At 74.5% G+C, this 24807-nt stretch carries 32 protein-coding genes and 6 pseudogenes; 26 read left to right on the top strand and 12 right to left on the bottom strand.

The genetic code is table 11. The annotated features are described in order from the left end of the window. The first annotated feature begins 44 nt into the window (after nt 1-44). Together WKH84_RS12655 and WKH84_RS12650 are read left to right on the top strand one after the other, a co-directional pair. Nucleotides 45-677 (top strand): GH25 family lysozyme, encoded by a 633-nt coding sequence (locus WKH84_RS12655; protein ID WP_341853907.1) that lies wholly within the window; start codon nt 45-47, stop codon nt 675-677. Beyond that, nucleotides 674-931, top strand: coding sequence for a hypothetical protein (locus WKH84_RS12650; RefSeq protein WP_341853906.1), 258 nt, complete (start codon nt 674-676; stop codon nt 929-931). The genes WKH84_RS12655 and WKH84_RS12650 overlap by 4 nt, the downstream gene beginning before the upstream one ends. A gap of 173 nt (nt 932-1104) precedes the next feature. Here the strand turns inward: WKH84_RS12650 and WKH84_RS12645 are convergent, their stop codons facing one another. Beyond that, entirely contained in the window at nt 1105-2442 is a 1338-nt protein-coding gene (locus WKH84_RS12645; protein ID WP_341853905.1) for a thioredoxin domain-containing protein, read from the bottom strand. A gap of 122 nt (nt 2443-2564) precedes the next feature. Between WKH84_RS12645 and WKH84_RS12640 the strand changes: the two genes are divergently transcribed. Continuing rightward, nucleotides 2565-3113, top strand: coding sequence for an N-acetyltransferase (locus tag WKH84_RS12640; protein WP_341853904.1), 549 nt, complete (start codon nt 2565-2567; stop codon nt 3111-3113). A 723-nt stretch (nt 3114-3836) separates the two neighbouring features. After that, nucleotides 3837-3959, top strand: coding sequence for a hypothetical protein (locus tag WKH84_RS12635; protein ID WP_341853903.1), 123 nt, complete (start codon nt 3837-3839; stop codon nt 3957-3959). Nucleotides 3960-4042: 83 nt separating this feature from the next. On the opposite strand, the gene WKH84_RS12630 is transcribed toward WKH84_RS12635, so the two are convergent. The 3 genes from WKH84_RS12630 to WKH84_RS12620 form a co-directional block, all read right to left on the bottom strand. Next, nucleotides 4043-4408: a pyridoxal 5'-phosphate synthase gene (locus WKH84_RS12630; protein WP_341853902.1), complete on the bottom strand. Its 366-nt coding sequence runs from the start codon at nt 4406-4408 to the stop codon at nt 4043-4045. Between the two features lie 430 nt (nt 4409-4838). Continuing rightward, nucleotides 4839-5174 carry a hypothetical protein gene (locus WKH84_RS12625; protein ID WP_341853901.1) on the bottom strand — a complete coding sequence of 112 codons (336 nt, stop codon included), beginning with the start codon at nt 5172-5174 and terminating at the stop codon, nt 4839-4841. Beyond that, nucleotides 5171-5503, bottom strand: a complete 333-nt coding sequence (locus WKH84_RS12620; RefSeq protein ID WP_341857025.1) for a hypothetical protein — start codon at nt 5501-5503, stop codon at nt 5171-5173. The genes WKH84_RS12625 and WKH84_RS12620 overlap by 4 nt, the downstream gene beginning before the upstream one ends. 30 nt (nt 5504-5533) lie before the next feature. Between WKH84_RS12620 and WKH84_RS12615 the strand changes: the two are divergent. Continuing rightward, a pseudogene (locus WKH84_RS12615) lies at nt 5534-5686 on the top strand (mandelate racemase/muconate lactonizing enzyme family protein); the annotation flags it as partial. 99 nt (nt 5687-5785) lie between these two features. On the opposite strand, the gene WKH84_RS12610 reads toward WKH84_RS12615, so the two are convergent. Further along, on the bottom strand, nt 5786-6343 hold the full coding sequence (locus WKH84_RS12610) for a GNAT family N-acetyltransferase (protein WP_341853900.1): 558 nt from the start codon (nt 6341-6343) through the stop codon (nt 5786-5788). A 147-nt stretch (nt 6344-6490) separates the two neighbouring features. Between WKH84_RS12610 and WKH84_RS12605 the strand changes: the two genes are divergently transcribed. From WKH84_RS12605 to WKH84_RS12565, 9 genes and pseudogenes are all read left to right on the top strand, one after another. Then, the gene (locus WKH84_RS12605; protein WP_341853899.1) at nt 6491-7054 is read left to right on the top strand and encodes a DUF4242 domain-containing protein; all 564 of its coding nucleotides are present in this window, start codon (nt 6491-6493) and stop codon (nt 7052-7054) included. 1222 nt (nt 7055-8276) lie between these two features. Then, nucleotides 8277-8885 carry an ATP-binding cassette domain-containing protein gene (locus WKH84_RS12600; protein WP_341853898.1) on the top strand — a complete coding sequence of 203 codons (609 nt, stop codon included), beginning with the start codon at nt 8277-8279 and terminating at the stop codon, nt 8883-8885. Next, the gene (locus tag WKH84_RS12595; protein WP_341853897.1) at nt 8882-9544 is read left to right on the top strand and encodes an ABC transporter substrate-binding protein; all 663 of its coding nucleotides are present in this window, start codon (nt 8882-8884) and stop codon (nt 9542-9544) included. The genes WKH84_RS12600 and WKH84_RS12595 overlap by 4 nt, the downstream gene beginning before the upstream one ends. Further along, nucleotides 9478-10122, top strand: coding sequence for an ABC transporter substrate-binding protein (locus tag WKH84_RS12590; RefSeq protein WP_341853896.1), 645 nt, complete (start codon nt 9478-9480; stop codon nt 10120-10122). The genes WKH84_RS12595 and WKH84_RS12590 overlap by 67 nt, the downstream gene beginning before the upstream one ends. Next, a pseudogene (locus WKH84_RS12585) lies at nt 10119-10730 on the top strand (ABC transporter permease); the annotation flags it as partial. The gene WKH84_RS12590 and the pseudogene WKH84_RS12585, both read left to right, overlap by 4 nt. A gap of 46 nt (nt 10731-10776) precedes the next feature. After that, nucleotides 10777-11019 (top strand): ABC transporter permease subunit, encoded by a 243-nt coding sequence (locus WKH84_RS12580; RefSeq protein WP_341856887.1) that lies wholly within the window; start codon nt 10777-10779, stop codon nt 11017-11019. 182 nt (nt 11020-11201) lie between these two features. After that, nucleotides 11202-12417: pseudogene (locus WKH84_RS12575) on the top strand (acetyl-CoA C-acetyltransferase). Next, nucleotides 12417-13780 (top strand): annotated as a pseudogene (locus tag WKH84_RS12570) (acyl-CoA dehydrogenase family protein). Before WKH84_RS12575 ends, WKH84_RS12570 begins: the two co-directional pseudogenes overlap by 1 nt. 74 nt (nt 13781-13854) lie before the next feature. After that, nucleotides 13855-14352 carry a hypothetical protein gene (locus WKH84_RS12565; RefSeq protein ID WP_341853895.1) on the top strand — a complete coding sequence of 166 codons (498 nt, stop codon included), beginning with the start codon at nt 13855-13857 and terminating at the stop codon, nt 14350-14352. Between the two features lie 55 nt (nt 14353-14407). Here the strand turns inward: WKH84_RS12565 and WKH84_RS12560 are convergent, their stop codons facing one another. Together WKH84_RS12560 and WKH84_RS12555 are read right to left on the bottom strand one after the other, a co-directional pair. Continuing rightward, entirely contained in the window at nt 14408-14755 is a 348-nt protein-coding gene (locus tag WKH84_RS12560; RefSeq protein ID WP_341853894.1) for a hypothetical protein, read from the bottom strand. Between the two features lie 81 nt (nt 14756-14836). Further along, nucleotides 14837-15637, bottom strand: a complete 801-nt coding sequence (locus WKH84_RS12555) for a CDP-alcohol phosphatidyltransferase family protein (protein WP_341853893.1) — start codon at nt 15635-15637, stop codon at nt 14837-14839. 118 nt (nt 15638-15755) lie between these two features. Here WKH84_RS12555 and WKH84_RS12550 point away from each other — a divergent pair, with 118 nt between their 5' ends. Together WKH84_RS12550 and WKH84_RS12545 are read left to right on the top strand one after the other, a co-directional pair. Then, nucleotides 15756-16622 (top strand): hypothetical protein, encoded by an 867-nt coding sequence (locus tag WKH84_RS12550; protein WP_341853892.1) that lies wholly within the window; start codon nt 15756-15758, stop codon nt 16620-16622. Nucleotides 16623-16785: 163 nt separating this feature from the next. Then, nucleotides 16786-17169 (top strand): hypothetical protein, encoded by a 384-nt coding sequence (locus tag WKH84_RS12545; RefSeq protein ID WP_341853891.1) that lies wholly within the window; start codon nt 16786-16788, stop codon nt 17167-17169. Between the two features lie 24 nt (nt 17170-17193). Here WKH84_RS12545 and WKH84_RS12540 read toward each other — a convergent pair whose 3' ends face one another. The 5 genes and pseudogenes from WKH84_RS12540 to WKH84_RS12520 all read right to left on the bottom strand — a co-directional run bounded on the left by WKH84_RS12540 (nt 17194) and on the right by WKH84_RS12520 (nt 19592). Beyond that, nucleotides 17194-17373: a hypothetical protein gene (locus WKH84_RS12540; RefSeq protein WP_341853890.1), complete on the bottom strand. Its 180-nt coding sequence runs from the start codon at nt 17371-17373 to the stop codon at nt 17194-17196. 150 nt (nt 17374-17523) lie between these two features. Continuing rightward, nucleotides 17524-17988, bottom strand: a complete 465-nt coding sequence (locus WKH84_RS12535; RefSeq protein ID WP_341853889.1) for a hypothetical protein — start codon at nt 17986-17988, stop codon at nt 17524-17526. A gap of 84 nt (nt 17989-18072) precedes the next feature. Beyond that, the gene (locus WKH84_RS12530; RefSeq protein WP_341853888.1) at nt 18073-18357 is read right to left on the bottom strand and encodes an antibiotic biosynthesis monooxygenase; all 285 of its coding nucleotides are present in this window, start codon (nt 18355-18357) and stop codon (nt 18073-18075) included. 325 nt (nt 18358-18682) lie between these two features. Further along, nucleotides 18683-19287 (bottom strand): annotated as a pseudogene (locus WKH84_RS12525) (NAD(P)-dependent oxidoreductase). Then, nucleotides 19284-19592: an NAD(P)-binding domain-containing protein gene (locus WKH84_RS12520; protein ID WP_341853887.1), complete on the bottom strand. Its 309-nt coding sequence runs from the start codon at nt 19590-19592 to the stop codon at nt 19284-19286. Before WKH84_RS12520 ends, WKH84_RS12525 begins: the two are co-directional and overlap by 4 nt. A 112-nt stretch (nt 19593-19704) precedes the next feature. Here WKH84_RS12520 and WKH84_RS12515 point away from each other — a divergent pair, with 112 nt between their 5' ends. The 10 genes and pseudogenes from WKH84_RS12515 to WKH84_RS12470 form a co-directional block, all read left to right on the top strand. Beyond that, on the top strand, nt 19705-20787 hold the full coding sequence (locus WKH84_RS12515; RefSeq protein ID WP_341853886.1) for a D-2-hydroxyacid dehydrogenase: 1083 nt from the start codon (nt 19705-19707) through the stop codon (nt 20785-20787). Nucleotides 20788-20805: 18 nt separating this feature from the next. After that, nucleotides 20806-21564: a helix-turn-helix domain-containing protein gene (locus WKH84_RS12510; protein ID WP_341853885.1), complete on the top strand. Its 759-nt coding sequence runs from the start codon at nt 20806-20808 to the stop codon at nt 21562-21564. Between the two features lie 57 nt (nt 21565-21621). Next, on the top strand, nt 21622-21777 hold the full coding sequence (locus WKH84_RS12505; protein ID WP_341853884.1) for a hypothetical protein: 156 nt from the start codon (nt 21622-21624) through the stop codon (nt 21775-21777). Beyond that, complete coding sequence (locus WKH84_RS12500; RefSeq protein WP_341853883.1) at nt 21765-22034, top strand: MFS transporter; 270 nt, start codon at nt 21765-21767, stop codon at nt 22032-22034. The genes WKH84_RS12505 and WKH84_RS12500 overlap by 13 nt, the downstream gene beginning before the upstream one ends. After that, nucleotides 22031-22516, top strand: coding sequence for an MFS transporter (locus WKH84_RS12495; protein ID WP_341853882.1), 486 nt, complete (start codon nt 22031-22033; stop codon nt 22514-22516). The genes WKH84_RS12500 and WKH84_RS12495 overlap by 4 nt, the downstream gene beginning before the upstream one ends. Beyond that, complete coding sequence (locus WKH84_RS12490) at nt 22513-22710, top strand: hypothetical protein (RefSeq protein WP_341853881.1); 198 nt, start codon at nt 22513-22515, stop codon at nt 22708-22710. Before WKH84_RS12495 ends, WKH84_RS12490 begins: the two co-directional genes overlap by 4 nt. After that, complete coding sequence (locus WKH84_RS12485) at nt 22641-23081, top strand: hypothetical protein (protein WP_341853880.1); 441 nt, start codon at nt 22641-22643, stop codon at nt 23079-23081. Before WKH84_RS12490 ends, WKH84_RS12485 begins: the two co-directional genes overlap by 70 nt. A gap of 89 nt (nt 23082-23170) precedes the next feature. After that, the gene (locus WKH84_RS12480) at nt 23171-24022 is read left to right on the top strand and encodes an SDR family oxidoreductase (RefSeq protein WP_341853879.1); all 852 of its coding nucleotides are present in this window, start codon (nt 23171-23173) and stop codon (nt 24020-24022) included. 98 nt (nt 24023-24120) lie between these two features. Beyond that, nucleotides 24121-24687, top strand: a complete 567-nt coding sequence (locus tag WKH84_RS12475; RefSeq protein WP_341853878.1) for a LacI family DNA-binding transcriptional regulator — start codon at nt 24121-24123, stop codon at nt 24685-24687. Next, a pseudogene (locus WKH84_RS12470) lies at nt 24588-24794 on the top strand (LacI family transcriptional regulator); the annotation flags it as partial. The gene WKH84_RS12475 and the pseudogene WKH84_RS12470, both read left to right, overlap by 100 nt. Nucleotides 24795-24807 lie beyond the last annotated feature (13 nt).

The raw sequence follows: 24807 nt of genomic DNA, 5'->3' as shown, positions 1-24807 counted from the left end.
ACGTCTCCCGCGACGGCCTGGCCTGCTCCGGTAGCGTCCGGTGCGTGCCACGATTCACGCCTGAGCAGGTCCGCCGACGTCAGATCGTCGCGGGCTCCCTCGCGCTGCTGCTCGTGCTGGTCATCGGCGGATGCTCCGTCTCGGTGATCCGCGGCCTCGGCGGGGGCGGGCAGGAGGCGGCCAAGAGCAATCCGGCGCCCTTCACCGCCGACGACGCGGCGATGGAGGTCGCCGCGACCTCGACCGACGCCGCCGCGCTCGAGAACCTCCCCTCGAAGACGACGCTCGCGCCCGACGAGGTGATGGGCATCGACGTCTCCGCCCATCAGGAGGAGATCGACTGGGCCGCGGTCGCCTCCGACGGGTACGGCTTCGCGTACATCAAGGCGACCGAGGGCGCGGGCTTCGTCGACTCCCGCTTCCAGGAGAACTGGGACGGCGCGCAGGCGGCCGGGGTGGTGCCCGGCGCCTACCACTACTTCACGCTCTGCTCCTCCGGCGCGGACCAGGCCCAGGACTTCCTCGCCGCGGCCCCGCCCGACGACTCGGCGCGCCGCCCGCTCTCGACCTCGAGTTCGACGGCGCCTGCGAGGAGCGGCCCGGCGCGGTCGACGCGCAGGCCGAGGTCGACGCGTTCACGGCGATCGTCGAGGAGGCCTGGGGCCGTCGTCTGTTGATCTACTCCTCCTCGGAGTGGCGCGACCACTACGGGTCGCCGGTCACGGACTCCCGCCCCGACTGGCTGTTCTCGGCGGGCGACCGCCCGAAGCAGGGCGACTGGGCCGTGTGGCGCCTGCGCTTCGACGGGACGGTCTCCGGCATCTCCGGCGGCGTCGACATCGACGTCGCGCGCATCGAGGTCTCGCGCGAGCACTCCGCGATCCCCGACGGCGAGGGTGCGATCGGGCACGAGGTGGAAGAGAAGAGGTGACCGGCGGGGCCTCGGCCCGGGAGAGCGAGGGCGGGCGGGGCTGGTCGCGTCCTCGTCAGGGTGACTGGAACCTCGGCCCGGGAGAGCGAGGGCGGCCGACCGGACAGGGCCGAGCCGTGCGCGGCGGCCGACGCCCGGCGCGTTCGCACCTGCGGCGGTCGACCCGGGGGCGCTCAGCCCTGCAGGTCGAGACGTCCCATGGCGAGCTCGCGCCCGTGGGCGGCGACGACGTCGTCCAGGACGAGGTTCCAGTGGTCAAGCAGGCCCTGACGCTCGGCGGCCCCGAGCAGGCGCTCCTGGTGGATCTCGAGGGTCGTGGCGTGGCCGAAGGACTCCGGCACCTCCTGGAGCGTCACTTGGAACACCGTCTCGTGGTCCAGGGTGTCCGGGGTCCAGCGCAGGCGGACGCGGCGGCCGACGTGGCGACCGATGACACGGCCGTGGACCCGGCCCCCGCGGCGCACTGGCGCACCGACCATCTGAGGGACGGACTCGACGCCCAGCCACTGCGGGAGCCACTCGGCGAGCAGTCGCTGCCAGATCTCGGAGGGCGGGGCGGGAAGGGTGCGTCGGACGTCGAGCTCCCACCCGGCGTCGTGCGTGAGGCCGACGGGGGAGTGCCAGGTCTCGCTCTGCATGATTCCACGGTAGGACCGGTCCTGGAGAGAACCCAGGGCGGGAGCTGGACTGTCCTCAGGTGTTCGCCCGGGCGTCGCCAGGGGGACACCCAACGGGTCGCGGGGAGTGACCGGGGACATCTCCTGCGGTGCTCGCGCGCTCCCGAGCGGTCGGTCGGGCGCGCGGTGCTCAGGCCGCTTCGACGGCCTTCCGCACGGACCCCGAGCTCGTGAGGTCGCCGTCGATGAGCACGGCCGGCGTGCCCGGCACGGCCTGCTGGGCCTCCGGCTCGACGACCTGCTCCAGCCAGGGCAGGTAGGTGCTCTCGGCCTGGCGGCCGGAGATGTCGACCGACGTGGCCTCCTCGACGATGCCGATGAGCTCCTCGTCGGGGAGCCCCGCGGAGCCGGGCGCTGCGCGAACAGCGCGGCCGACGCCGGGTACCAGTTCGCGGGGTCCTCCGCGGCGGCGCAGAGCGCGGCATTGGCGGCGCGGCCCGAGTATCCGGCCGGGGAGGAGGTTGCATCGAGCATCGGGCGGGGGTGCATCCGCGGCGTGATCTCCCCGGCCTCGGCCATCTCCTGCAGGTCCGGCCCCTGGGCCGCGTCGAAGGTCTGGCAGTGCGGGCACAGGAAGTCCAGGTAGACGTCGACCACGGGGCCGTCGTCGCTGGTGCTGAGCTCGAGATAGGGCTGGTCGGCCGACGCCCCGGGCGGTGCCACGACCTCGCCGGAGCCGGTCGGGCCCTCCGCGCCCTCCGTCGGGCCCTCCTCGGTGGCGGTGGCGGAGCCGGGGTCCGAGCCCTCGCGAAGGACCAGGAAGCCGACGATGCCGCCGAGCACCAGCACCAGGACGAGGCCCAGGCACGCGACGCCGCCGATGATGCCGAGCACGAGCGGGGTGCGGGAGCGTGGCTGGGGTATGGAGGACCTCGCGGGGATCGGGGGAGGGAGGGGCGTGCACGAGGGTAGCGGTCCTCGGGAAGGATGTCCGGACGACGGTGCATGCTGGGGGCATGAGCTCTCACGACTCCGCCCAGGCGCCCGACGCCCCCGCCGCATGGCGCACCCGCCCGGAGCGGCCCGACGACGCCCCGGCGCCGCGCGAACTGCTCGTCGCCGCCTTCCCCACCCCCGAGGAGGCGGACCTCGTCGAGGCGCTCCGCGCCGACGGGGAGGCCTGGATCGAGGGGCTCTCCTGGATCGCGCACGCCGACGGGGACCCGCGACCGGTCGCGCAGGCGCTCCTGACCAGGGCACACGTCGGCGGGGAGCCCGTGCTCGCGCTCGCCCCCTGCGCGACGCCCCGCGCGCAGCAGCGACGCGGCGCGGGCTCGGCCGCGATCCGTGCCGCGCTCGAGGCGGCGCGCGAGCAGGGCGAGAACCTCGTCGTCGTGCTGGGCCACGCCGAGTACTACCCGCGCTTCGGCTTCACCCCCGCCTCCGGTTTCGGGGTCACCGCCCCGTTCGACGTGCCCGACGAGGCCTTCCTCGCCCTCGCCCTGGACCCGGTGCGCCCGACGCCGCGCGGACAGATCGCCTACCCGCCCGCCTTCGGCGTGTGACGGGACGGCCCCGAGGGAGCGGCCCGGCCGGCCGAGCCGACGGATAGTGCCACGGACAGCGGAGCGGAGGTGAGCAGCAGCTGATGGACGGCCTCTTCGGCGACGACTTCGACGAGCCCGGGCTCCCGCGCTCGCCCTTCGACACCCCGGTCCTGCCGGTGCGGGAGCCGCGCGAGCACCCCCTCGCCCCCGCGGACCACGCGGCGTGGCCGGCGACCCTCGCCCCGATCCGCCAGGTGCTCCGCGACGGCCTCGAGCTCGGCCCGATCACTGTGCTGACCGGCGACAACGGCGCCGGGAAGTCCACCCTCGTGGAGGGGCTCGCCGGCGCGTTCGGGCTGAATCCGGAGGGCGGCGGGACCGGAGCGATGCATGCGACCCGTCGGACCGAGTCGCCGCTGGTCGAGCATCTCCAGCTCGTGCGCGGCGCCGGCGCCCCGCGCTCTGGCTTCTTCCTGCGCGCCGAGACGATGCACTCCCTGTTCACGTACTACGAGGAGATCGGCGTCGGCGGGATGATGCACGAGCGCAGCCCACGGCGAGTCCTTCCTCGCGCTCGTCGAGGAGCGTTCGAGGATCCGCGGGCTGTGGTCGCTGGACGAGCCCGAGTCGGCGCTGTCCCTCAGCGGTCGCCTCGCCCTGCTCGACCTGCTGCGCACATCGCCGACGCCGGCTCGCAGATCGTGCTGTCCACCCACTCACCGGTCCTGGCCGCGCCGCCCGATGCCGACCTGTACGAGCTGGGGAGTGGGGCCGCGCCGTGCCGACTACGACGACCTCGACCTGGTCCGCACCTGGCGCGGCTTCCTCGAGGCGCCGGAGCGGTTCCTGCGCCATCGGGGCTGAGCGGGCGCGCGCGCGACGGCATCGCGCGGCGGCGCCCGCGGCACCGGCATCGCGTGCCGCCGTGCCGGCGTCGGGTCGCGGTCTCAGGGCCGCAGGCGGTGCCGCTCCCAGTCACCGGCGCCCGCGTCGTCGCCCGACCGCTCGTAGACGATCCGGTCGTGGACCCGGTGCGCCCGGCCCTGCCAGAACTCGATCCGCTCCGGACGGATCCGCGACCCGCCCCAGAACTCCGGACGCGGCACCTCGGCGCCCTCGAAACGTGCCTCGACCTCGTCGTACTGCGCCTCGAGCGATTCCCGCGAGTCGATCCGGCGGGACTGGTGCGAGGCCCAGGCGCCGAGCTGGGAGCCGCGCGGACGCGTGGCCCAGTAGGCGTCGGACTCAGCCGCGGGGACCTCCTCGACGGGCCCCTCGACACGCACCTGCCGCTGCAGCGGGTACCAGGGCATGAGCAGAGCGGCCCGCGGCGTCGCCCGCGCTCGCGGGCCTTGTCGGAGCCGAGGTTCGTATAGACCACTGCACCGTGCTCGTCCAGGCCCTTCAGCGGCACGGTCCGCGAGCGCGGCCGGGGTGCGCCGTCGGCGTCGAGTGCAACGGTGGAGAGCACCACTGCGGTCGGGTCCGAGATGTCGCCGTGGGAGTCGCGGCGGGCGAAGGCGTCCTGCGACCAGGCGTCGCACAGGGCGAGCGGGTCCGCGGGGGCGGCGTCCGCGAGGGAGCCGGCGAGGTAGTCGAGTCGTTCGCCGGCGAGACGGTCCGAGGCGCTGGTCATGGCACTGATCCTAGGCCGTCGCACGGCGCGGGCCCATGCCCCGTCCTCCCCGCGCCGACCATGGCGTCGGGACGCACGGGGAGCTGAGGGCGACGTCGACGGCCGGCTCAGGCGGCCGCGAGGTGCTGGCCTCCGCTGCGGACCTGGCGCGGGGTCCCGTCGCCGCCCAGCAGGCGGGCCCACAGGCCCCGACGCGTGGCGCGGTGAGCAGGGGCCCGGCGCGGAGCGACCGCGGAGCCGTCGGCCGAATCGCGCGTCGTGGCGAGCAGGGCCGGGAGCTCCAGCGTGCTCGGGTCGAGCCCCTGGGCGGCGGCGAGCGCCCGGCGCTCGCGCACGGCGTGCGGCGCGTCGACGTCGCCCCAGGAGCGGGGGAGGGGGCGGTACTCGATGAGGCGGTCGGAGGCGGCTCGGGTGCGGCTGGTGGCGATGGTCGCGTTCTTCATGCCTCTACGATCCGTCGACGGGTGCGGCGGACGCGTCCGCCCGGGCGGGCGGCGCCGTCCACCCGGGGGAGGATCTTCGAGCGGGCACGGTCCGACCCGCGGCGCGGGGGTGAGGTCCCGGCGGAGAGGAGGAGCGAGGCCGGAGGGACGAACCGCGGCATGGACCGCGGGTCGACGGCTCGGGCTGGGGCCGGCGCGGACTTCGCGATGCGGTCCCGCGCCGCGCGCAGGGCGGCGAGGATCTCCGCCTCGTGCGCGGGGCTCTCGGCGAGGATCGCGCGGCCGAGCGCGGGGTGCACGGCGGGCAGGCGCCGGCCGACGCGAGGCATGACCCGCGGGTACTCGCGCGACTCGACGGTGTCGAGATGGTCGACTGGCTCGATCCGCTGTTCGAGGAGCGGCTGGAGACGCGCGAGGGCCGGATGCTGGTCCCGGACCGGCCGGGGCTCGGCATCACGCTGTCCGAGCGCCGCCGCGCCCTCACCGCGGACTTCGTCGTGCTCGGGGGCTGAACGCGGGGCCTGCCGCGCGGGCACCGGGCGCGGACCGGCGCGCCGACCGGCAGGCCCGTGCCGTGATCGAGCGCCGGGCCCGGGCTCTGCGACCTGGACTCAGCGCACCATGCGGATGTCCGGCAGTGCCGGCCATCGCGGATCCACGTGCCGGGCCCCGTCGGGCGCGAAGCCGAGCTTCGCGTAGAAGCGCTGTGCGCGGGGGTTGTCCTCGGCGACCCACAGGCTCGCCGGCTCCTCGCCGATCAGCGCTGTGACCAGCGCGCGCGCCATGCCCGTACCGTGCCACTCCGGCGCGACGTAGAGCACCGACAGCTTCCGGTCCCGCACCGGTCGCGGATCGCGGGGCGGCCAGGAGGCGGCGAGGCCGACGGGGATGCCGTCCCCGTCGCGGCCCACCCGGAAGATGCCCTCGTCGGCCTGCGGCGTGCCCGGGGTCAGCCAGCGGGTCCAGTGCTCGAGGCGCCGCGCGATCGCGGGCTCGCCGAACCACTCCTCGCCCGAGAGGGCGTGCCCGTAGGCGACCTCCCAGCCGCGCACGTGGACCCGGGCGAGGCCCGGGACGTCGGCCAGGGTCGGGGCGTCGATCGTGAAGCCGGAGGCCGGGTCCGGCGCGGGATCGGGAGCGGTCGAGCCGGCGGGTCGGAGCGCGCACATGGCCGCGAGGCTACCTGCCGCCCCCGCTCGCCGCGGAGCGGGACGCCTGCGGGCACGGGGACGACAGGGCGCCCCACCCTGTGCGATGCTGATGGATGCCATAAGCAATGCTTCGACCCGTCAGGGCGTCGGAGCGGACGACGAAAGGTGCACCATGTCGCTCTTCCTCCTCGAGATCGAGCCCGCCGCCACCACTCGCGAGGGCGACCAGGCCGTGCTCGACGCCCTGCGCGCCGCGCGGGCGACACGGCCCCGGCGGAGCTGATCGAGTCCCAGGTCGCCGCGGACCATTCCCGCCTGTTCACGATCCTCGAGGCGGACGACGCCGAAGGGGCCGGGACGGTCGTCGCCGAGCCGCGCGAGGTCGCCGGAGCCGTCCACGGTCCCGACGAGGTGCGGCTGGTCGGCGCCGAGCTCGACGAGATCAAGGCCCTGCGCCGCGGTGCCGGCTACCTGGTGGAGTGGGACATCCCCGCCGAGATCACGATGGACCAGTACCTCGCCCGCAAGAAGGCCAACGCCCCGAAGTACGCAGAGGTCCCCGAGACCAGCTTCCTGCGCACCTACGTGCGCGAGGACACCGCCAAGTGCCTCTGCTTCTACGACGCTCCCGACGAGGCCGCCGTGGTGCGCGCCCGTGAGGCGGTCTCCACCCCCATCGACCGCATCTGGGCGCTCGGCGCGATCGAGCTCGACACCACCGGCGCCTGATGACCGCCACCTCCGAGCGTGCCCCCGAGCCTGTGGCCGGGACGGAGCCCGCGACCCGTGACGGGCTCGGCCTCGCCGTCGCGCCCGCGGCGACGGAGCCCGTGCTCGCCCGCGTCGCCGAGCGGGCCGGGGAGGTCGACCGGGCCGAGGCGGACCTCTGGGACGAGCTCGCCGCGCTCGGGGAGCTCGACCTCCTGGCCGCACCGCTGCCCCTGGCCGCGGAGCTCACCCATGCCCTCGCCCGCCGCTGCACCGCGAGTGCCTTCGCGCTGTGGGGCCACCGCTCCGCGATCGCGTACCACGAGGCGACCGGCACCCCGCCGCCGGACGGCGCCGCCTCCGGCGCCGTGGCCCTCGCCTCCGGCATGGCCCCCGCCTTCAAGGAGGAGGCCGGCCTCGGCGAGATCCCGCTGCTCGCGACCGACTCCCCGGACGGCGCGATCGCCGTCTCCGGCGTCTCGCCGTGGTGCTCGAACCTCCGACCGGGAGGCTGGGTCGTCACGCCCGTGCGCTGGGAGGACGGCCGACGCGCCGTCGTGCGCCACCGGCGCGACGCCGACGGGGTGCGGGTCAAGGAGCTCACCGGCCTCACCGCCCTGGACGCCACCGCCTCCGGCGTGCTGCTGCTGGACGAGGTGCGCATCCCCGCACAGGACGTCCTCACCCGCGACCTGCCCGCCTTCCGCGACGACGTCCGCGCCACGTTCCTGCAGATCCAGACCGCCATGTGCCTCGGCCTCGCCGGGGCGGCGCTGGATGCGGCCGAGGCGGGGGCCGACGACGTGGCCCGCGAGGTCCTCGCCGAGGAGCTCTCCGCGGCGGCCGAGGACTGGCGACACCTGCGTGAGGCGCTCGCCGCGGGCGTGCGCGCGGCCGACGCGCCGTCGGCCCCCGTGCGGCCGGCCGAGCTGGTGCGGGTGCGGCTCGAGGCCGCGCCGCCACCGGCCGCGCCACCCGGCTCGAGCAGAAGATCGTCGGCGGTCGCGGCTACGCGCTCGCCTCCGACACCTCGCGCCGCGCCCGCGAGGCGGCGTTCCTGCCCGTCCAGTCCCCGACCGAGATCCACCTGCGCCATCTGCGGGCGCGCGCCGGGGACGACGCGACGGGCGGGCCCGCATGAGCGACCTCGCGCTCCACGGGGTCACCCACCGCTATCCCGGCGGCGCCGGCCCCGTCTTCGCAGGACCTGGACCTCGAGGTCGCAGAGCACGAGACCCTGTGCGTGCTCGGCGCCTCCGGGGCGGGGAAGTCGACCCTGGTGCGGCCGCTGGCCGACCTCGACCAGCCGCAGTCCGGGCGCATCGACCGCGGCGCGGATCCGCGCCTGCCGGCGCTCGTCCCGCAGTCCCCGGACCTCTTCCCCTGGCTCACCGTCGCCGAGAACATCGCCCTCGGCGGCCGCTACTCCGCCAACGCCGGCCGCTTCCGCGCCGAACGGGTCCCCGAGCTGATGGCCGACCTCGGCATCGCCGAGCTCGCAGGCGCCCTGCCCGCCGAGCTCTCCGGAGGGCAGGCCCAGCGCGTCGCCCTCGGCCGGGCGCTCGCCGTGGACCCCTCCGTGGTCCTGCTCGACGAGCCCTTCTCCGCCCTGGACCCCGCGATCCGCGCCGACCTGCAGACCTGGCTGCGCGACGTGCTCACCCGCGTGCGGATCTCGGCGGTGCTGGTCACCCACGACGTCGACGAGGCGCTCGTGGTCGCCGACCGCATCGTCTACCTCGACGGGCCCCGCGGGATCACCGCCGACTGGACCCCGCGGGAGGACGGCACCACCCGCGAGGAGGTGCTCGCCCACTACCGGCGCGGGGCCATCGCCGAGGCGGACGCGTGAGCCCTCGGCGGTCCTCGCGCACGCCGTCGGGCGCGCGGGGTCCGAGCCGACGCGCCGTCCTCGGCGGAGGAGGAGCGCTCGCGCTGTCCGGCCTCGCCGGCGCCGGGCTCGGCCTCGCCGCCCGCGGCGAGGTCCCCGAGTCCCGCGGAGGGCAGGCCGGGAGCGGGTCGGGCGGCGCGGGACGCGACGGGACGGCCTCGCAGCGCCCGCTGCGGATCGCCTATCTCCCCATCACCGACGCCGCCCCGCCGCTCATCGCCCACTCCCGCGGCCTCTTCGCCGAGGCGGGGGTCGAGGTGGCCGAGCCCGTGCGGTCGCGCTCCTGGGCCACGATGGGCGAGGCCCTGCTGGCCGGGAGCGTCGACCTCGTCCACCTGCTGTTCCCGATGGCGCCGCAGATGCGTCTGGACCTCGGCGCCGACATCACCGTGCTCGGCGCCAACCATTCGGGCGGCTCCGCCCTCACCCTCGGCCGGGACGTGCCCGAGCTCGGCGCTCTCGCAGGCTCCACCCTCGCCGTGCCCAGCTGGTTCTCGATCCACAGCATCATCGTCCAGCAGATGCCGCGCGCGCCGAGGGACTCACCCCCGTCGTGCGACGCACCGCCTCCCGCGACCGCGGCGAGGTCACCCTGGTGCCGATGGCGCCCTCGGACATGATCCCGGCGCTGGACGCCGGATCGATCAGCGCATACACCGTGGCCGACCCCTTCAACGCGATGGGCGAGACGACGGGAGCCGGCACCATCGGCCGCTTCCTCGGCGACGTGTGGCGCTCCCATCCCTGCTGCGTCACCGTCGCCTCCCGAGCGCTCCTGCGCCGCCCGCCCGAGCAGATCGCCGGCGTCGCCGAAGCCCTCGTGCGGGCACAGATCGCCTGCCGGGAGGACCGCGCGGGCGTCGCCGCCGAGCTCGCCGGGACCTACCTCCCCCAGCCGCCTCCCGCGATCGCCGCGGCGATGCACCGTGAGGGCGCCGGGCACGCGCACGTCGCCCATCCCGAGTGGCACGGGGAGACCATCGACTTCACCCCCGTGCTCAGGCCCGGCTTCACCGCGCGGCTGGTCCGCGAGATGCGCACCGCCGTGCTCGACGCACCCCTCGGCGCGCTCGCCGAGATCGACCCCGAGGACGCCCACGACCTGGTCGTCGACGACACCGCGCCGCGTGACGCCGCCCGGCGGATCGACCCCGGCTCGCTCGTCGGCCTCGACGACCCCGAGGAGATCGCCCCATGAGCCTCGTCCCCGCAGATCTCGACTCCGAGGACCCCGACCGCCCCGAGCCCCGGGGCGACGCCGCCGCACGGACTCGCCCCCGGGATCCCGCGGGACGCGGGGCCGACGGGGCGGCGCGGCGCCCCGTCCGTCGACGCGGCGTGCGTGCGGAGCGCGGCCCGGCCCTGGCCTGGGGCGTGCTCGGCGTGCTCGCCGTGGGGCTCGCGTGGTGGGCGCTCACCGCCGTCGGCGGCGCGGGCAGTCCCATGCTCGCGGCGCTGGACCCCCTGGGCGTGCCCTCCGCCCTCGCCTCCCTGCTCGCCACCGGCGTGCTCGTCCAGGATCTCGTCACCAGCACCCTCCGCCTCCTGCTCGGCATGGGGATCGCCGCCGCGCTCGGCATCCCCGCCGGGGTGCTGATCGGCCTGCACCGTCCGGCCCGCTGGGCCAGTGCGGCGCCCGTCCAGTTCGTGCGCATGATCTCGCCGCTCTCCTGGGCGCCGGTGGCCGTGGCGTCGCTGGGGGTCGGCTCGGCGCCGGTGGTCTTCCTCGTCGCGGCCGCGGCGATCTGGCCGATCCTGCTGGGCACCGCGGCGGCGGTCGCCGCGATCGATCCGCGCTACGTCGCCGTCGCCCACACCCTCGGCGCGAACCGGCGCGAGATGCTCGCGCACGGTGCTCGTCCCCTCGGTGCGGCCGGCCGTGCTGCAGTCGATCCGGCTCGCCCTCGGCATCGCCTGGGTGGTGCTGGTGCCCGCCGAGATGCTGGGCGTGACCAGCGGGCTCGGCTACGAGATCCTCAACGCCCGCGACCGCCTCGCCTACGACGAGATGCTCGTGGTGATCCTCGTGATCGGCGTGCTCGGTGCCGCGATCGACCTGCTCGCGCGTCTCCTCCTGACACCGCGCCGGGGATGATCCGGGCGGCGCCCCGGGGGCGCCGAGCACGGGTCCGCTTCCCACCAGGTACCTGCAACCCGTAGTATCACTAACGCCGGCGTCCGGAGCCGACGTCGGCCGCAGGTCCCGCGGGCGCGGATCCCTGCGGCCGCGCCGAGACTCCGGCCCGCCCGAAGACACCGCCGTCCCAGGAGGAACCCGTGCCCGAAGCCGTCATCGTCGCCGCCACCCGCTCACCCATCGGGCGGGCCCGCAAGGGCTCGCTGAAGGATGTCCGGCCCGACGATCTCGCCGCGCAGACCATCCGCGCCGCCCTCGACCAGGTCCCGCGGCTCGACCCCGCCACCATCGACGACCTGCGGCTGGGCCGCGATCCCCGAGGGCTACCAGGGCGGGAACCTCGCCCGCACCGTCGCCGTGAAGCTCGGCCTGGACACCGTGCCCGGCGCGACCGTCACCCGCTTCTGCGCCTCCTCCATCCAGACCACCCGCGCCGGCTTCCACGCCATCGCCTCCGGCGAGGCGCGGGCCGTGATCTCCGCCGGCGTCGAGTCGATCTCGCTGAGCACCGGCAAGCTCATGGAGGAGGACGCCCGCGACCCGCAGTTCAGGACTGCGTGGGAGCGCACCGACAAGCGCGCCTCCCGCGAGATCCCCGCCCCCTGGCACGATCCGCGCGAGGACGGCGAGCCGCCCGACGCGTACATCCAGATGGGCCAGACCGCCGAGAACGTCGCCGAGCCGCGCGGCGTGACCCGTCAGGCGCAGGACGAGTTCGCCGCCCGCTCCCAGAACCGGGCCGAGGCCGCGCAGGCCTCCGGCTTCTTCGCCCGCGAGATCACCCCGATCACCCTGCCCGACGGCACCGTCGTCGACACCGACGACTCCCCGCGCGCCGGCGTCACCTACGAGGCCGTCGCCGGCCTCGACCCCGTCTTCCGTCCTGAGGGGACCGTCACCGCCGGCAACTGTCGCCCCCTGAACGACGGCGCCGCCGCGCTCGTGCTGATGGAAGCGGAGTACGCGAAGGAGCTGGGCATCACCCCGCTCGCCCGCGTCGTCGCCACCGGCGTCTCCGGGCTCAGCCCCGAGATCATGGGCCTCGGCCCCGTCGAGGCGACGAAGAAGGCCCTCGACCTCGCCGGTCTCACCATCGAGGACATCGACCTCGTCGAGCTCAACGAGGCCTTCGCCGCCCAGGTGCTCCCCTCCGCGGAGGACCTCGGCATCGACCACGACAAGCTCAACGTCCACGGCGGGGCGATCGCGCTCGGCCACCCCTGGGGCTCCACCGGCGCCCGACTCACCACCACGCTCCTGAACGGCCTCGCCGAGCGCGACGGCCGCTACGGCCTCGCCACCCTCTGCGTCGGCGGCGGCCAGGGCATGGCCCTCATCCTCGAGAGGATCAAGTGATGACCAGCAACGACACCCGCACCACCACCGACACCAGCGGCTGGGACGCCCCGGCGCCCGACCACATCTCCCTCGGCGGCGACCCCGGCACCGACGAGAACCGCGACCGCGTCGACTCGGTGGTCACCGAGCGAGCCGTCGTCTCCGCGCCCGACGCGTCGGCCGCCACCCCCGAGACGCTCCTGCCCGCGACCGCGGACCACTTCGCGCTCTTCCAGGACGTCGCCGGAGAGGACCTGAAGGCCTGGGCCGATGCCCGCTCGCTCGCCGACGAGGTCCTGCCGCGGATCAACGACTGGTGGGACCGCGGCGAGTACCCGATCGAGCTCGTCGCCCGCCTCGGCGAGCTCGACCTGCTCACCGACGGCCTGGACGTGCCCGGACACCGCACCCTCTCCCCGCTCGCGACGGGCCTGGTGAACATGGAGCTCTCCCGGATCGACGGCGCTGTCGGCACCATGGTCGGCGTGCAGGGCGGGCTCGCGCTGCGCTCGATCATGCCGCTGGGCTCCGAGGAGCAGAAGCGGCGCTGGGGCGACTCCCTCGCCACCGGCGCCGAGCACGCCGCCTTCGCCCTCACCGAGCCCGACCACGGCTCCGACTCCGTCTCCCTCGAGACGATCGCGCGCCGCGACGGCGACGAGTGGGCGCTGACCGGCGAGAAGCGCTGGATCGGCAACGGCGCCGGCCGCCATCTCTCGGTGGTGTGGGCGCGGATCGAGGACCCCTCCGACGAGCAGCTGAACGGCCAGGTCAGCGGGTTCCTCGTGGACCAGTCCCTGCCCGGCTACCAGGCCGAGGTGATCCGCGGCAAGGTCGCGCCGCGCGCCATCCACCAGGCGCACATCACGCTGAACGAGGTGCGGGTGGGGCTCGACCAGCGGTTGCCCGGGGCGCGGAGCTTCAAGGACACCTCGAAGGTCCTCTTCGCGACCCGCGCCGGGGTGGCCTGGGGCGCGCTCGGCCACGCGATCGCCTGCTACGAGGCGGCGCTCGAGCACGCCACCACCCGCATCCAGTTCGGGCGCCCGCTCGCCAAGGCTCAGCACGTCCAGGTGCGGCTCTCGGACATGCCGCAGACCCTCACCTCGATGCAGCTGTACTGCCGTCGCCTGGCCGACCTCGAGGCGGCCGGCACCATCCGGCCCGAGCAGGCCTCGCTCGCCAAGGTGCACAACACCCGCGCCGCCCGCGAGATCGCCTCGAATGCCCGCGACCTCCTCGGCGGCTCCGGGATCCTGCTCGAGAACCGCGTGATCCGCCACCGCAGCGACATCGAGGCGCGCACACCTACGAGGGGACCGACACGATGCAGTCGCTGATCGTCGGCCGGTCGATCACCGGGACCAGCGCGTTCGCGTGACCCGGGCTCGATAGGATGCGGCGGCGGAGCGGGGCTCCGCCGCCGCTCGTGCGCTCAGGGAGGGGAGTCCGGTCATGGCCCTACAGGTCCGTGGAGTCTCGATCCGCGACCGGCGGAGGGGACTCCAGCCGTCCCGACGCGGTGCGCTCGTCCTGGCGGCCCTCGTCGCCGGCGCGACGGTGACCGGTCGCGGGATCGGCCGTCCGGAAGCGGAGGGCGGGCTCGAGCTCACCTCGGGGTCGGAGATCGACGACGCGATCGGACCGCTCTGGGAGGGCGGTGGTGAGCGCGCTCTCGCCGACGTGGTCGACGTCGAGTTCGACCAGCTGATGGTGTTCCCGGAGGCGACCCCCGCCGAACGCGTCAACGAGGCCGCCGGCACGACGCCGCTGAACGGCAAGTACTACCAGTCCTCCACGCGGCTGTTCCTCTTCCGCGCGGGCGGCGCCGGCGTCCTCGCCGCGATGGTCTCCTCCGACGTGTTCGCGCACGAGGTGCAGAACGCGACCTTCGGCCCCGAGGTGCGGATCGTCGCGCCCGGCGGGAAGCGACTGATCACCCTCGAGGGCTGAGGCCGCGTCCCTGCAGGCGCACCGTCGCCGGTGCGCCGGGGACGGTGCGGTTCCCTCAGCGGGCCGCGCTCCGCGCCCTGCCCGCCTCCACGACGAGGAGGACCACCAGGATCGCCTCGACCGCCTTCGTCAGCGACCCGATCGCCATGAACGGCGGACCCATGACGAAGTACAGGACGATCGTGAGGACCGTGTACCCGATCAGGACGTAGCGGACCGCAGGCCGGAACCGCTCCAGCGCCGCCAGCGGCGCATACAGCAAGACCAGCAGGCCCAGGTAGCCGAGGCCGTTGAGGACGAACAAGGGGATGCCGAAGGAGAGGTGGACGATCGCGGTGATCAGGGTGGTCAGGATGATCCCGCTCATCACGGGGTAGCCGGCCGGAGGATTCTGGAGGGACATGCGAGGTCTCCCGTCGTGGCGCCGCGGGGGCGGCGCCGGGTCGAGGTCTCCGGGTGCGCGACAGTCGTTGCTGCCGCCCCCTCAGCGTAGTGCCGTCCGCTGCGCACGCTCGAGGCGGATGACGTCCCGGCCGAAGGAGACCACGAGCAGGGCCAGGGCGAGGGCGACCACTGCGGCCGCCGCCGGGACGGGGACGACGGGGACCAGCGCGATCAGCGGCGCAACCCCCTGACCTCCGCCGACGAGCCGCCGGAACCGGCTGAAGGCCAGCGGCTCCCGCGGCGCAGGCCGTACCCACGAGGCCGCCACGAAGGCATAGCGCATCAGCCCGATCGCGAACGCCCACGGCCCCACCACCGTCGCGACGAGCACGGACAGCACCATCACCAGCGCCGCGTCGGCCTCCATGTCGATCCGGGCGCCGACCGGGCCGGCGCCGCCGGTGTGCCGCGCGACAGGGCCGTCCAGGGCGTCGGTGGCCAGGGTCGTCGCGATCAGCGCGGCCAGCGGCCACGACCGCCCGGCCATCTCCCCGCCCAGGACCAGCACGGTCGCCGCCGCGAGCGCACCCGCCCCGAGATGGCGCAGCAGGGTCAGGGCGTCGGCCGCCGTCACCGCGCCCGGGGCGCGCGGACGCGCTGTCGAGGCCGCCACGGGCCACGTCGCGAGAGCGGCCAGCACCGCTGCGAGGGCGAGGAGCCTCGAGGCGGGAGCGACGAGCGGCGCCACGAGCACGCCGGAGAGCAGCGCCCGCCTGCGAGCACCGCGAGGGCCGTCCCCACCCGGCGAAGTCTCCCGGGAGGGGCCGGGACGGGCGATGTCGCGGCCATGTCGGTGAGCGTAGCGGGACGCCTCGCGCGGCCCGCCAGCCCCCACGGTCACGTGTCGGTGACGAGAGCGCGGGAATCGCCGCGCGACCTGCTACATTGCGCTCACCGTTGCCGCACGGGTCACCGGAAGCGCGGGCTCCTGGTCCCTTCTGCACCCCTGGCGGTCACCGATGTCCGACGGCTCCTCGCCTCAGCCCCTGCCTGCCCTCGCCCCCGGCGGCGCGGCAGACTCTGCTCCTGCTCCATGGGCGCCGCTCGCGCCCGCGCAACGTGATGACCCGCAGGCGGGCACCGCGCATGCCGACACCGCGCAGGCCGAACCTGCGCAGGTGGACACCTGGTCCGACCCCTCGCTGCTCCCGCCCCCGTCGGCGCCGCCGGAGCGTGCCCGGAGCGGCGCGGCGCCGATCGTCGCGATCGTGCTGTCCTCCCTGGCGCTCGCCGTGTCGGGCCTCGTGCTCGTGCTGGTGCTCGTCCTCGGCGGGCTGACGTACATCTACGGCGGTGCGCCGTACGTGACGAGCGATCCCGTCGGCGGGTACTCGAGCATGTACACGCCGGGCAGGGTCACCGATGCCTCGGGCGCGGTCGTCACGGACGTCGGCACCTACGACCGGCCCGCCACGCTCGGGGAGCACACCCTGTCCTGGCCGACGGTGAGCGGCGGGGTCGTCGAGGTGACCGTGACCGAGGTCGACTGGGAGGCGGACGCCGCCGTCGCGGCGGACCCCTCGAACCCTCCGGCGGGACCTGACATGGAATACGTCCTGGCGACGATCGACGTCGCCTACACCGGGCCCGGCGGTCTGGTCCCCGCCGAGGACCTCTACATCTGCCTCGAGTCCGTGTCCTGGAGCACCTGCAGCGACGGGATCGACGTGACCACCGCCGCCCCGCTCCGGGGCATCGGCGCGCTCACCGACGGCGACGAGGCGACCGCGACCGTCGCCCTCGAGCTGACCGAGGGGGAGCGGGGCTCCGCCCTGTTCTCCGTCGAGACGATCGACGGCGAGCCGCTGTACCTCACGGAGCGCTGAGCGCGCAGGACGCTCGGTCCTGGAGCTCAGCGGGCGGCTCGGGAGACGCGACGACGGTGAGGGAGCAGGCAGGATCTGCGATGCTGGAGCAATCGCAGGGGTGGGATCAGGAGAGGCGGAGCGGATGCGGAGGCGAGTGCTGATGGCCGGAGGACTTGCGGGCATGATCGCCGCGCTGGCGGCGTGCGGGCGTCTGTCGCCGTCGCGCACGGACTCGTTGAACGACCCGGTGGAGGAGTTCGAGCATGTGACCTCCTCCGAGATGGAGATCAGCGGCGGCGGGACCATGAGCACCGGCCTGCTGGGAGACATCCGCTTCGACGTGGACGAGGACCAGCCGCTGGACGCCCTGGATCCGGTGTGGCGGCGGGTGACCGAGTACATCTTCGAGAAGGACGAGGGATTCGGGTCACGGACCGTCCTGGTCACAGCGCACGGCACGGACGGTTCGACGTTGGAGCCCCGCGAGCTCCTCGGCAGCGAGGCCGCCGACCAGTTCGGGTCCCTCAATTTCATCCACTTCTTCGAGCACTACGGACTGGCCTGAGCACCCTCGCACGGGCGGCGCCGGTCAGATCCGGCGCGCGTCGATGACCACGTCGTCCTCGAGCACGACGTCCTCCCCGATGTACTGGCCGTCCATGCGGTCGGCCTTGCCCGCGAGCGCGGGATGGTCCCCGTGCTCGCGCAGGGTGCCGTAGTACCCGGAGGTCTCCGAGTAGACGGACGGGTCGTGCGGGTCGCGGTGCACCGACTCGTGCGCGTTGTGGGCCGCGTCCTCTGCTGCGGGAAGTCCGGGTTCTCGTGCGGAGTCTGCATGGGCACGACCTGCACGTTCTCCGCCGGATTGCCGCCGGGATGTCGGAGGGAGCGCCCCTCGAGATCCAACGTGGGGACGAAATCACCGTCGGTCCCCTCGTTCTGGACATGCTTGCACGTTGAGCACATCGGTGGAGCTCTGGGCCGGGGTGTAGGTCTGCACCGGGGAGCCGACGGACAGGATGTCGGTGACGTTGTAGGTGCCCGCTGCGCCGGTGGAGGAGCTGAAGGCGGGATCGTCGGACAGCTGCGCAGCGACCATACCGCCCTGGGAGTGCGCCACGAAGGCGACGTCCGAGCCCGGGGGGATCCCGGCCTCCTCCATAGCGGCCGTCACGGCGTTCGCCCCGGCATTCTCCCGTCCCGCCATCGCATAGATGTTGTTGGCCCAGCCGAAGGGCTGGCCCTGCCCGTTCCATCCCTCGAGGTTTCTCGGGAGACCGCCCTCCTCCGACCACAGATCCGCGCCCTGAGTCGGGGGCACATGCACGATGAACCGCTCGGTGCCGTCGGCGCCCTGGAGGGTCTGGATGCGGATCTGTGCCACGGGGAGTTCTCCCCGCCCCCGCGTCGGCCGAACGAGGCGGGAGGGTGGAGAGGCAGGGGCGGACCGGCGGGCCGAGCGCCAGAGTCACTCCAGGTCCACGACCTCGAACTCGAGCATGCCCTCGGCCCGGGAGACCGTGGTCGACGGATCGCGCGCCTCGCGCCGCTCGGCCCAGGCCCGGAAGCTCTCCTCGTCCGCCCAGCGGGTCAGGACGAAGTAGTGCTCCTCGCCCGCGACCGGGCGCAGCGGCTCGAAGCCCTCGAAGCCGGGCGCCCCGTCCACGGAGTGCTTCCGGGCGGCGAAGCGCTTCTCGAGCTCGGCCGCCTGCCCGCCGGGGACGGCGAGGCGGTTGATCTTCACGACGGTCACAGGGTCCTCCTGGTGGTCGGGTGTGGGGCGGGCGGGGAGGCCGCCCGATGCGGCCAGTATCGGCGCGCGCGCGCCGCCGCGCAGGACGGAGGGACCGAGGCGGCGGCCGACGATCGTGGTACGGAGGGGCCGGGCGGGCGGCCGACGGTCGTGGTCCGGCGTAGTCCGAGCGCTCAGCGCACCGAGTGCGTGTGGTTCGGGCGGTGCATGTGCGGCGTCGGGTGCTGGGCGGCGAGGCGCTCGCAGAGCGCCGCGACCTTCGGGTTGTGGGCGAGGCCGACGAAGATCGCATGGGCCTCGGGGCTTGCCTAAGCTGCGAGAGATGTCAGGCGCCGCGCTCGGCGACGAAGCGCCGTGCCACCGACAGGTCCTCCTCGCCGAGCCCCGCCGCGACCAGCTCGTCGTACGCGCCCCGCGCCGCACCGAGCAGGGCGGGGGAGGTGCCGGTGTCCTCGGCGACGTCGGCCGCGAAGCCGAGGTCCTTGGTCATGTACGCGGCGATGCCGCCGGGGGAGTAGTCGCCGGCGACGAGCTTGTCGCGCTTGTCCGCCAGCGACGTCGAGCCCGCGTAGCCGCCCGAGAGCACCTCGAGCAGGTCCGCCGGGGCGATGCCGCGCGTTCGGCGAGGACGGTCGCCTCGGCGATCGCCATCATCGTCGCGCCGACGATCATCTGGTTGCACGCCTTCGCGACCTCGCCCGCTCCGAGCGGGCCGAGGTGGCGCACCGTCCCGCAGGGGGCCAGCGGCGTGCGCGCCCGCTCGACGTCGGCCGACTCGCCGCCGGCCATGATCGACAGCGTCCCCGCCCGCGCCCCGGCCTCCCCGCCGGAGACCGGCACGTCCACGAGGCGCACCCGGCCGCCCCACTCGCCGACCAGCCGGTCCGCGAGCTCGCGCACCCCGCGCGGGGAGCTCGTCGAGCCGATCATGAGCAGCGCAGCTCCGTACCCGCGGCGAGCAGTGAGTCCGGGCCCTCGAGCATCGAGGCGAGCTGGGGCAGATCAGGGAGCATCACGAGCACGGCATCGACCTGCTCGGCCAGCTCGCGAGGGGTGTCCGCCCAGATCGCACCGGCCTCGATCAGCGACTCCCTGCGGCCGCGGGAGTGGATCACGAGGGCGCCGTGCGCGGCGAGCAGGTGGCCGGCCATCGGCTCTCCCATCGAGCCCAGGCCAATCACCCCCAGGCGTGCGCGGGCGGGCCAGGGCGTGGAGGAAGCGTCGTCGATTCGCATGGCGACAGACTACGGCAGTCCACTGGAGTGGACACTGTTCACTCCTCTGAATCTGGGGTACGCTCGCCCCGCAGTCACCGCAGACCGTCCCCGTCCGAGCGAAGGAGCGTCGATGACGACCACCCCCGAGCGACCGGCCCCCGCCGATGCCGCCCGCCCCCGCGTCGTGATCGGCGTGGACCTCCCCGAGGAGCTCTGCGCCCGCATCGAGCAGGCCGAGCCCCGCGTCGAGGTGGTCCGCGACCACGAGCTCTACCGCCCCCGCCGCTTCCCGGCCGACTGGGACGGCGACCCCGCCCACCAGCGCACCGCGGAGCAGCAGCGCCGCTTCGAGGAGATGGTCGACAGCGCCGACGTGCTCTTCTCGCTCCCCGACGTCGACCCCTCCCAGCTCGCCCGCACCGCGAGCGCCAACCCGCGCCTGCGCTGGGTGATGACCATGGCCGCCGGCGGCGGCTCCCAGCTGCGCGCCGCGGGCCTCGCGCCCGAGCGGCTCGAGCGCATCGCCGTCACCACCAGCGCCGGCACCCATGGCGGCCCGCTGGCCGAGTTCGCCCTGCTCGGCGTGCTCGCCGGCGCGAAGACCCTGCCCCGCCTCCTCGCCCAGCAGCGCGACCACGACTGGTCCCCGCGCTGGGAGATGCGCCAGCTGGACACCATGCGGGTGCTCGTCGTCGGCCTCGGCGGGATCGGGAAGGCCTGCGCGGCCCTGTTCCACGCCGTCGGCGCGACCGTGCTGGGCACCACCCGCTCCGGCGCCCCCGTGGAGGGCGTCGACGAGCTCGTCCCGATCGAGGACCTCGCGAGCGCGGCCGGCGACGCCGACGCGATCGTCGTGACCCTGCCCGGCACCGACGCCACCGTCGGCCTCGTCGGCCAGGAGGTGCTCGGCGCCGTGCGGCCCGGGACGATCCTGGTCAACGTCGGCCGCGGCACCGTCGTCGACGAGCCGGCGCCGCTGGACGCCCTCGAGACCGGCCGGATCGGCTTCGCCGCCCTCGACGTCGTCGCCCGCGAGCCGCTCACGGCCGACAGTCCCCTCTGGGACCACCCGAACGTGCTGATCAGCCCGCACACCGCGGCGCTCGACCGGCGCGAGGAGGAGCGGATCGTCGCCCAGTTCATCGAGAACCTCCGCCGCTTCCTGCACGGCGAGGAGCTCGCCAACCGGGTCGACACCGTCGAGTTCTACTGAGCCGGGGAGGCCGAGACGATGAACGACACCGCCCGCGATCCCGCCCCCGCCGTCACCCGCGCGGCGCGCGTGCTCGAGCTGCTCGAGCAGTCGGGCGGCGCCCCGCTGACCCTCTCCGACCTCGCCCGCGCCCTCGGCGCCGCGAAGTCCTCCACCTCCAACATCTGCGCCGTCCTCGAGGACGGCGGGATGATCCGCCGCGTCGAGGCCGGGTACCGCCTGGGCCGACGCACCGCCGAGCTCGGCGGCGCCTTCGCCCACGAGTTCAACCAGATCCGCGAGTTCTACGGCGTCGTCGAGAACGACCCGGTGCCGCGCGGGGAGGTGGTGCAGGTCGCGATGCTCGACGGGGAGTACTCCCTCTACCTCGCCCGGCACGAGGGCCGCGCCCACCGGCTCGGCACCCCGCTCGGCTCCCGCCTCGCGGCCGTCACCACCGGCGCAGGGCTCGCGATGCTCTCGCGGCTGGACGACGCCCGCATCGACGAGGCCATCGCCCGCACCGAGGCGCCCGACCTGCCGTCCGCGGAGCAGATCCGCACCCAGATCACCGAGACCCGCGAACGCGGCTGGTCCGTCGACCCCGGCCGCGGGCTGTCCGGGATCTGGGGCGTGGCCGTGCCGCTGGAGCCCTGGCGACCCACCGACCCGCCCCTCGCCCTCGGCGTCGCACTCCCCGCCGCGGAGGCCGACGAGCAGACCATCGAGCGCCTCGGCCGCGCCGCCCTCGGCGTCGCCGCCCAGCTCACCAACCCGTTCCTCCGACCCGCCGGCTGACCCGGCGCAAGAACACCCCCCGGGGCCCGTCGGCCCCTCTCTGAGCCATCGAAGGAGATGTCCCATGAGCTCCACCCCCACCCCACGACCCCGCCGGATGCGGTCGCCGCGGACGCGGACCGCGAGTACCAGGCGAACCTGCGCCGGGCCACGCTCTCCTCGAGCGTCGGCGGCGCGCGCTGGAGTACTTCGACTTCGCGATGTACGGCCTGATGACCGCCCTGGTCTTCAACCAGCTGTTCTTCGACCAGTCGAACCCCGCGATGGCGCTCATCGCCGCCTTCGGCGTCTACGGCGTCGGCTTCGCGGCCCGCCCCATCGGCGGGCTCGTCTTCGGCATGCTCGGCGACAAGGTCGGCCGACGCTTCGTGCTCGTCACCACGATCGTGCTGATGGGCGGCTCGTCCATGCTGATCGGCGTCGCGCCCACCTACGAGTCCGTCGGCGCCCTCGCCCCCGCGCGCTCGTGATCCTGCGGCTCGCCCAGGGCTTCGGCGCAGGCGCCGAACAGGCCGGCTCCACCGTGCTGATGGCCGAGTACGCCCCCGTGAAGCGGCGCGGCTTCTTCTCCGCCCTGCCCTTCGTCGGCATCCAGGCCGGCACCCTGCTGGCCGGCCTCGCCTTCTCCGCCCTGACGCTGCTGCCCGAGGAGCAGTTCCTCTCCTGGGGCTGGCGCCTGCCGTTCCTCGCCTCCGTGGTGCTGATCCTGGTGGCGCTGTGGATCCGGGCGAAGCTCGAGGAGACCCCCACCTTCGTCCACCTCGAGAAGCGCGAGCAGACCGCCGAGCGGCCGCGCGCGACATCTTCACCAAGGGCCTGCCGGGCGTCGTCACCGGCATCGGCCTGCGCATGGCCGAGAACGGCGGCTCCTACCTCTTCCAGTCCGTCTCCCTCGCCTTCGTCACCTCCGCCGCGATCGGCCTGGACCGCGGCTCCGTCGCCTGGGGCGTGACACTCGGCGACCTCATCGGCGTCTTCTCCGTGCCGCTGACCGGCGCGCTCTCCGACAAGGTGGGCCGAGTTCCCGTCTACCGCTTCGGCGCCGTGTTCATGCCGCTGTACAGCTTCCCGGCCTGGTGGATGCTGTCGCTGGGCGCACCGGCCTCACGATCGCCGTGGTCGCGATCGGCATCGGCGTGGCCGTGAACTCCATGCTCGGCCCGCAGTGCGCGATGCTCCCCGAGCTCTTCGGCAACCGCCACCGCTATCTCGGCGTCGCGATGGCCCGCGAGCTCTCCGCAGTGCTGGCCGGCGGTCTCGCCGGCGTGCTCGGCGCCTCCCTGATGGCCTGGACCGACGGCAACTGGATCGTGCTGGGCCTGTACATGGCGACCCTCGCCGCGATCACCACCGCCTCCACCTTCCTGGTCCCCGAGACCCGCGGCCGCGACCTGCTGCGCACCGAGGACGCGATCCGGCTGTCCACCACCGAGAAGGACTCCGCCTACGAGGCCGAGGCGGCCGTCGTCCCCGGCTCCGGCGGCGCGGACGAGACGTCGCGCCCCGCACCGGCCTGAGATCCTCCGAGGAGGCCCGGGCCCGCTCCACGGCCCGGGCCTCCTCGTCCGACCACGCCCCCGCACGTCCCGCACGAAGGAGAGACATCGTGTCCGACCTGTTCGACCTCACCGGCCGCACCGCTCTGGTGACCGGTTCCACCCGCGGCATCGGCCGTGCGCTCGCCACCGGTCTGGTCCGGGCCGGGGCGCGGGTGATCGTCCACGGCCGGGACGCGGGGCGCGCTGCTGCCGCGGCCGAGGAGATCGCCGCCGTCGTCGCCGAGCGCGCGGGCGCGGCCGACGGGTCGACCACCGCCGACGGGACCGCCGTCGGCGACGAGGCCCCGGGCGGGGCCGGCGAGGTGCCGGAGGTCCTCTCGGCCGGCTTCGACGTCACCGACCCCGCCGCCGTCGACGCGGCGCTCACCGCGATCGAGGCCGCGCACGGCACCCCGGACGTGCTGGTCAACAACGCCGGCATCCAGCGTCGGGCGCCGATCGCGGAGTTCGCCGACGAGGACTGGGACGCGCCGCTGGCCACGAACCTCTCCGCCGCCTTCTACTGCGCCCGCCGCGTCGCCCGCGGCATGATCGCGCGCGGCGCCGGGAAGATCGTGCAGATCGGCTCGGTCCAGTCCCAGCTCGCCCGCCCCTCCATCGCCGCGTACAGCGCGACCAAGGGCGGGATCGCGATGTTCACCAAGGGCCTCGCCGCGGACCTCGCCCCGCACGGCATCCAGGTCAACACCCTCGCCCCCGGCTACTTCGCCACCGAGCTCACCAAGGCCCTGGTCGAGGACGAGGAGTTCTCCGCCTGGGTCGCCCGCCGCACTCCCGACGGGCACTGGGGCGACGTCGAGGACCTCATCGGCCCACTGGTGTTCCTCGCCTCCGACGCGAGCCGCTTCGTCAACGGCCAGACCCTCCACGTCGACGGCGGGATGACCGCGGTGGTGTGAGCCGCCGGGCGGGCACACGACGACTGGCCGGGAACGCGGGGAAGGAGCCGCAGGCGCCGCCCCGCCGCCGGTCGGAGGAGCCGCGTACCCTACGAGCTGTGAGCTCCTCGTCCCGTCGCCCCACCTCCGCCGACGTCGCGGCGCGTGCGGGCGTCTCGCGGGCCACCGTCTCGATGGTGCTCAACGGACGTGTGGAGGGGACGGTCGCCGCGGCCACCCAGCGCCGCGTGCTCGCCGCCGCCGCCGAGCTCGGCTACACCCGCTCGGCCCTCGCGATCTCCCTCAAGGAGCGTCGCTCGCGCACGATCGGTCTCATCACCGACGAGATCGCGACCTCGCCCTTCGCCGGCCGTATGGCGCGCGCCGCCTCGATGGTCGCCGCCCGGCACGATCACCTCGTGATCACCGTGGACCTCTCGCTGCGCGACCACACCGTCGAGGATGCCGCTCGCCTCCTTGCCGAGCGCCAGGTGGACGGACTGCTCTACGCGACCATGGGCCGCATGAGGGCCCCCTCCCCGTCGTGCCGCCGGGGATCCCGCTGGTGCTGGCGAACCACGAACCGGTGCCGCCCGGGGCGGACGAGCGCGGCGAGAGTGCCGAGCCGCCGCCCACCTTCGTGCCCGACGACTACGGCGGCGCCCGACGTCGCGCTCGTCGCCTGATCGAGACCGGTCATCGGCGTATCGCCATGCTCTCCGGCGACGATCGCTCCGTGGCCGTTCTCGAGCGCGAGGCCGGCTTTCGTGACGAGCTGGCGGACGCAGGCCTCGAACCGCGGATAG

Source organism: Brachybacterium sp. GPGPB12, assembly GCF_038396325.1.
GTDB lineage: Bacteria > Actinomycetota > Actinomycetes > Actinomycetales > Dermabacteraceae > Brachybacterium > Brachybacterium conglomeratum.
The sequence above is the reverse complement of the archived record's forward strand: the minus strand, read 5'-3'. Positions and strand labels throughout refer to the sequence as shown.

What these genes read in the sequence shown, in the direction of transcription:
- WKH84_RS12640 (WP_341853904.1), top strand. Translation starts at nt 2,565, where the DNA reads ATGAGCTCTCACGACTCCGCCCAGGCGCCCGACGCCCCCGCCGCATGG.
- WKH84_RS12635 (WP_341853903.1), top strand. Translation starts at nt 3,837, where the DNA reads ATGCCGACCTGTACGAGCTGGGGAGTGGGGCCGCGCCGTGCCGACTAC.
- WKH84_RS12630 (WP_341853902.1), bottom strand. Translation starts at nt 4,408, where the DNA reads ATGCCCTGGTACCCGCTGCAGCGGCAGGTGCGTGTCGAGGGGCCCGTC.
- WKH84_RS12625 (WP_341853901.1), bottom strand. Translation starts at nt 5,174, where the DNA reads ATGAAGAACGCGACCATCGCCACCAGCCGCACCCGAGCCGCCTCCGAC.
- WKH84_RS12620 (WP_341857025.1), bottom strand. Translation starts at nt 5,503, where the DNA reads ATGCCTCGCGTCGGCCGGCGCCTGCCCGCCGTGCACCCCGCGCTCGGC.
- WKH84_RS12610 (WP_341853900.1), bottom strand. Translation starts at nt 6,343, where the DNA reads ATGTGCGCGCTCCGACCCGCCGGCTCGACCGCTCCCGATCCCGCGCCG.
- WKH84_RS12565 (WP_341853895.1), top strand. Translation starts at nt 13,855, where the DNA reads ATGGCCCTACAGGTCCGTGGAGTCTCGATCCGCGACCGGCGGAGGGGA.
- WKH84_RS12560 (WP_341853894.1), bottom strand. Translation starts at nt 14,755, where the DNA reads ATGTCCCTCCAGAATCCTCCGGCCGGCTACCCCGTGATGAGCGGGATC.
- WKH84_RS12550 (WP_341853892.1), top strand. Translation starts at nt 15,756, where the DNA reads ATGTCCGACGGCTCCTCGCCTCAGCCCCTGCCTGCCCTCGCCCCCGGC.
- WKH84_RS12545 (WP_341853891.1), top strand. Translation starts at nt 16,786, where the DNA reads ATGATCGCCGCGCTGGCGGCGTGCGGGCGTCTGTCGCCGTCGCGCACG.
- WKH84_RS12520 (WP_341853887.1), bottom strand. Translation starts at nt 19,592, where the DNA reads ATGCGAATCGACGACGCTTCCTCCACGCCCTGGCCCGCCCGCGCACGC.
- WKH84_RS12515 (WP_341853886.1), top strand. Translation starts at nt 19,705, where the DNA reads ATGACGACCACCCCCGAGCGACCGGCCCCCGCCGATGCCGCCCGCCCC.
- WKH84_RS12510 (WP_341853885.1), top strand. Translation starts at nt 20,806, where the DNA reads ATGAACGACACCGCCCGCGATCCCGCCCCCGCCGTCACCCGCGCGGCG.
- WKH84_RS12505 (WP_341853884.1), top strand. Translation starts at nt 21,622, where the DNA reads ATGTCCCATGAGCTCCACCCCCACCCCACGACCCCGCCGGATGCGGTC.
- WKH84_RS12500 (WP_341853883.1), top strand. Translation starts at nt 21,765, where the DNA reads ATGTACGGCCTGATGACCGCCCTGGTCTTCAACCAGCTGTTCTTCGAC.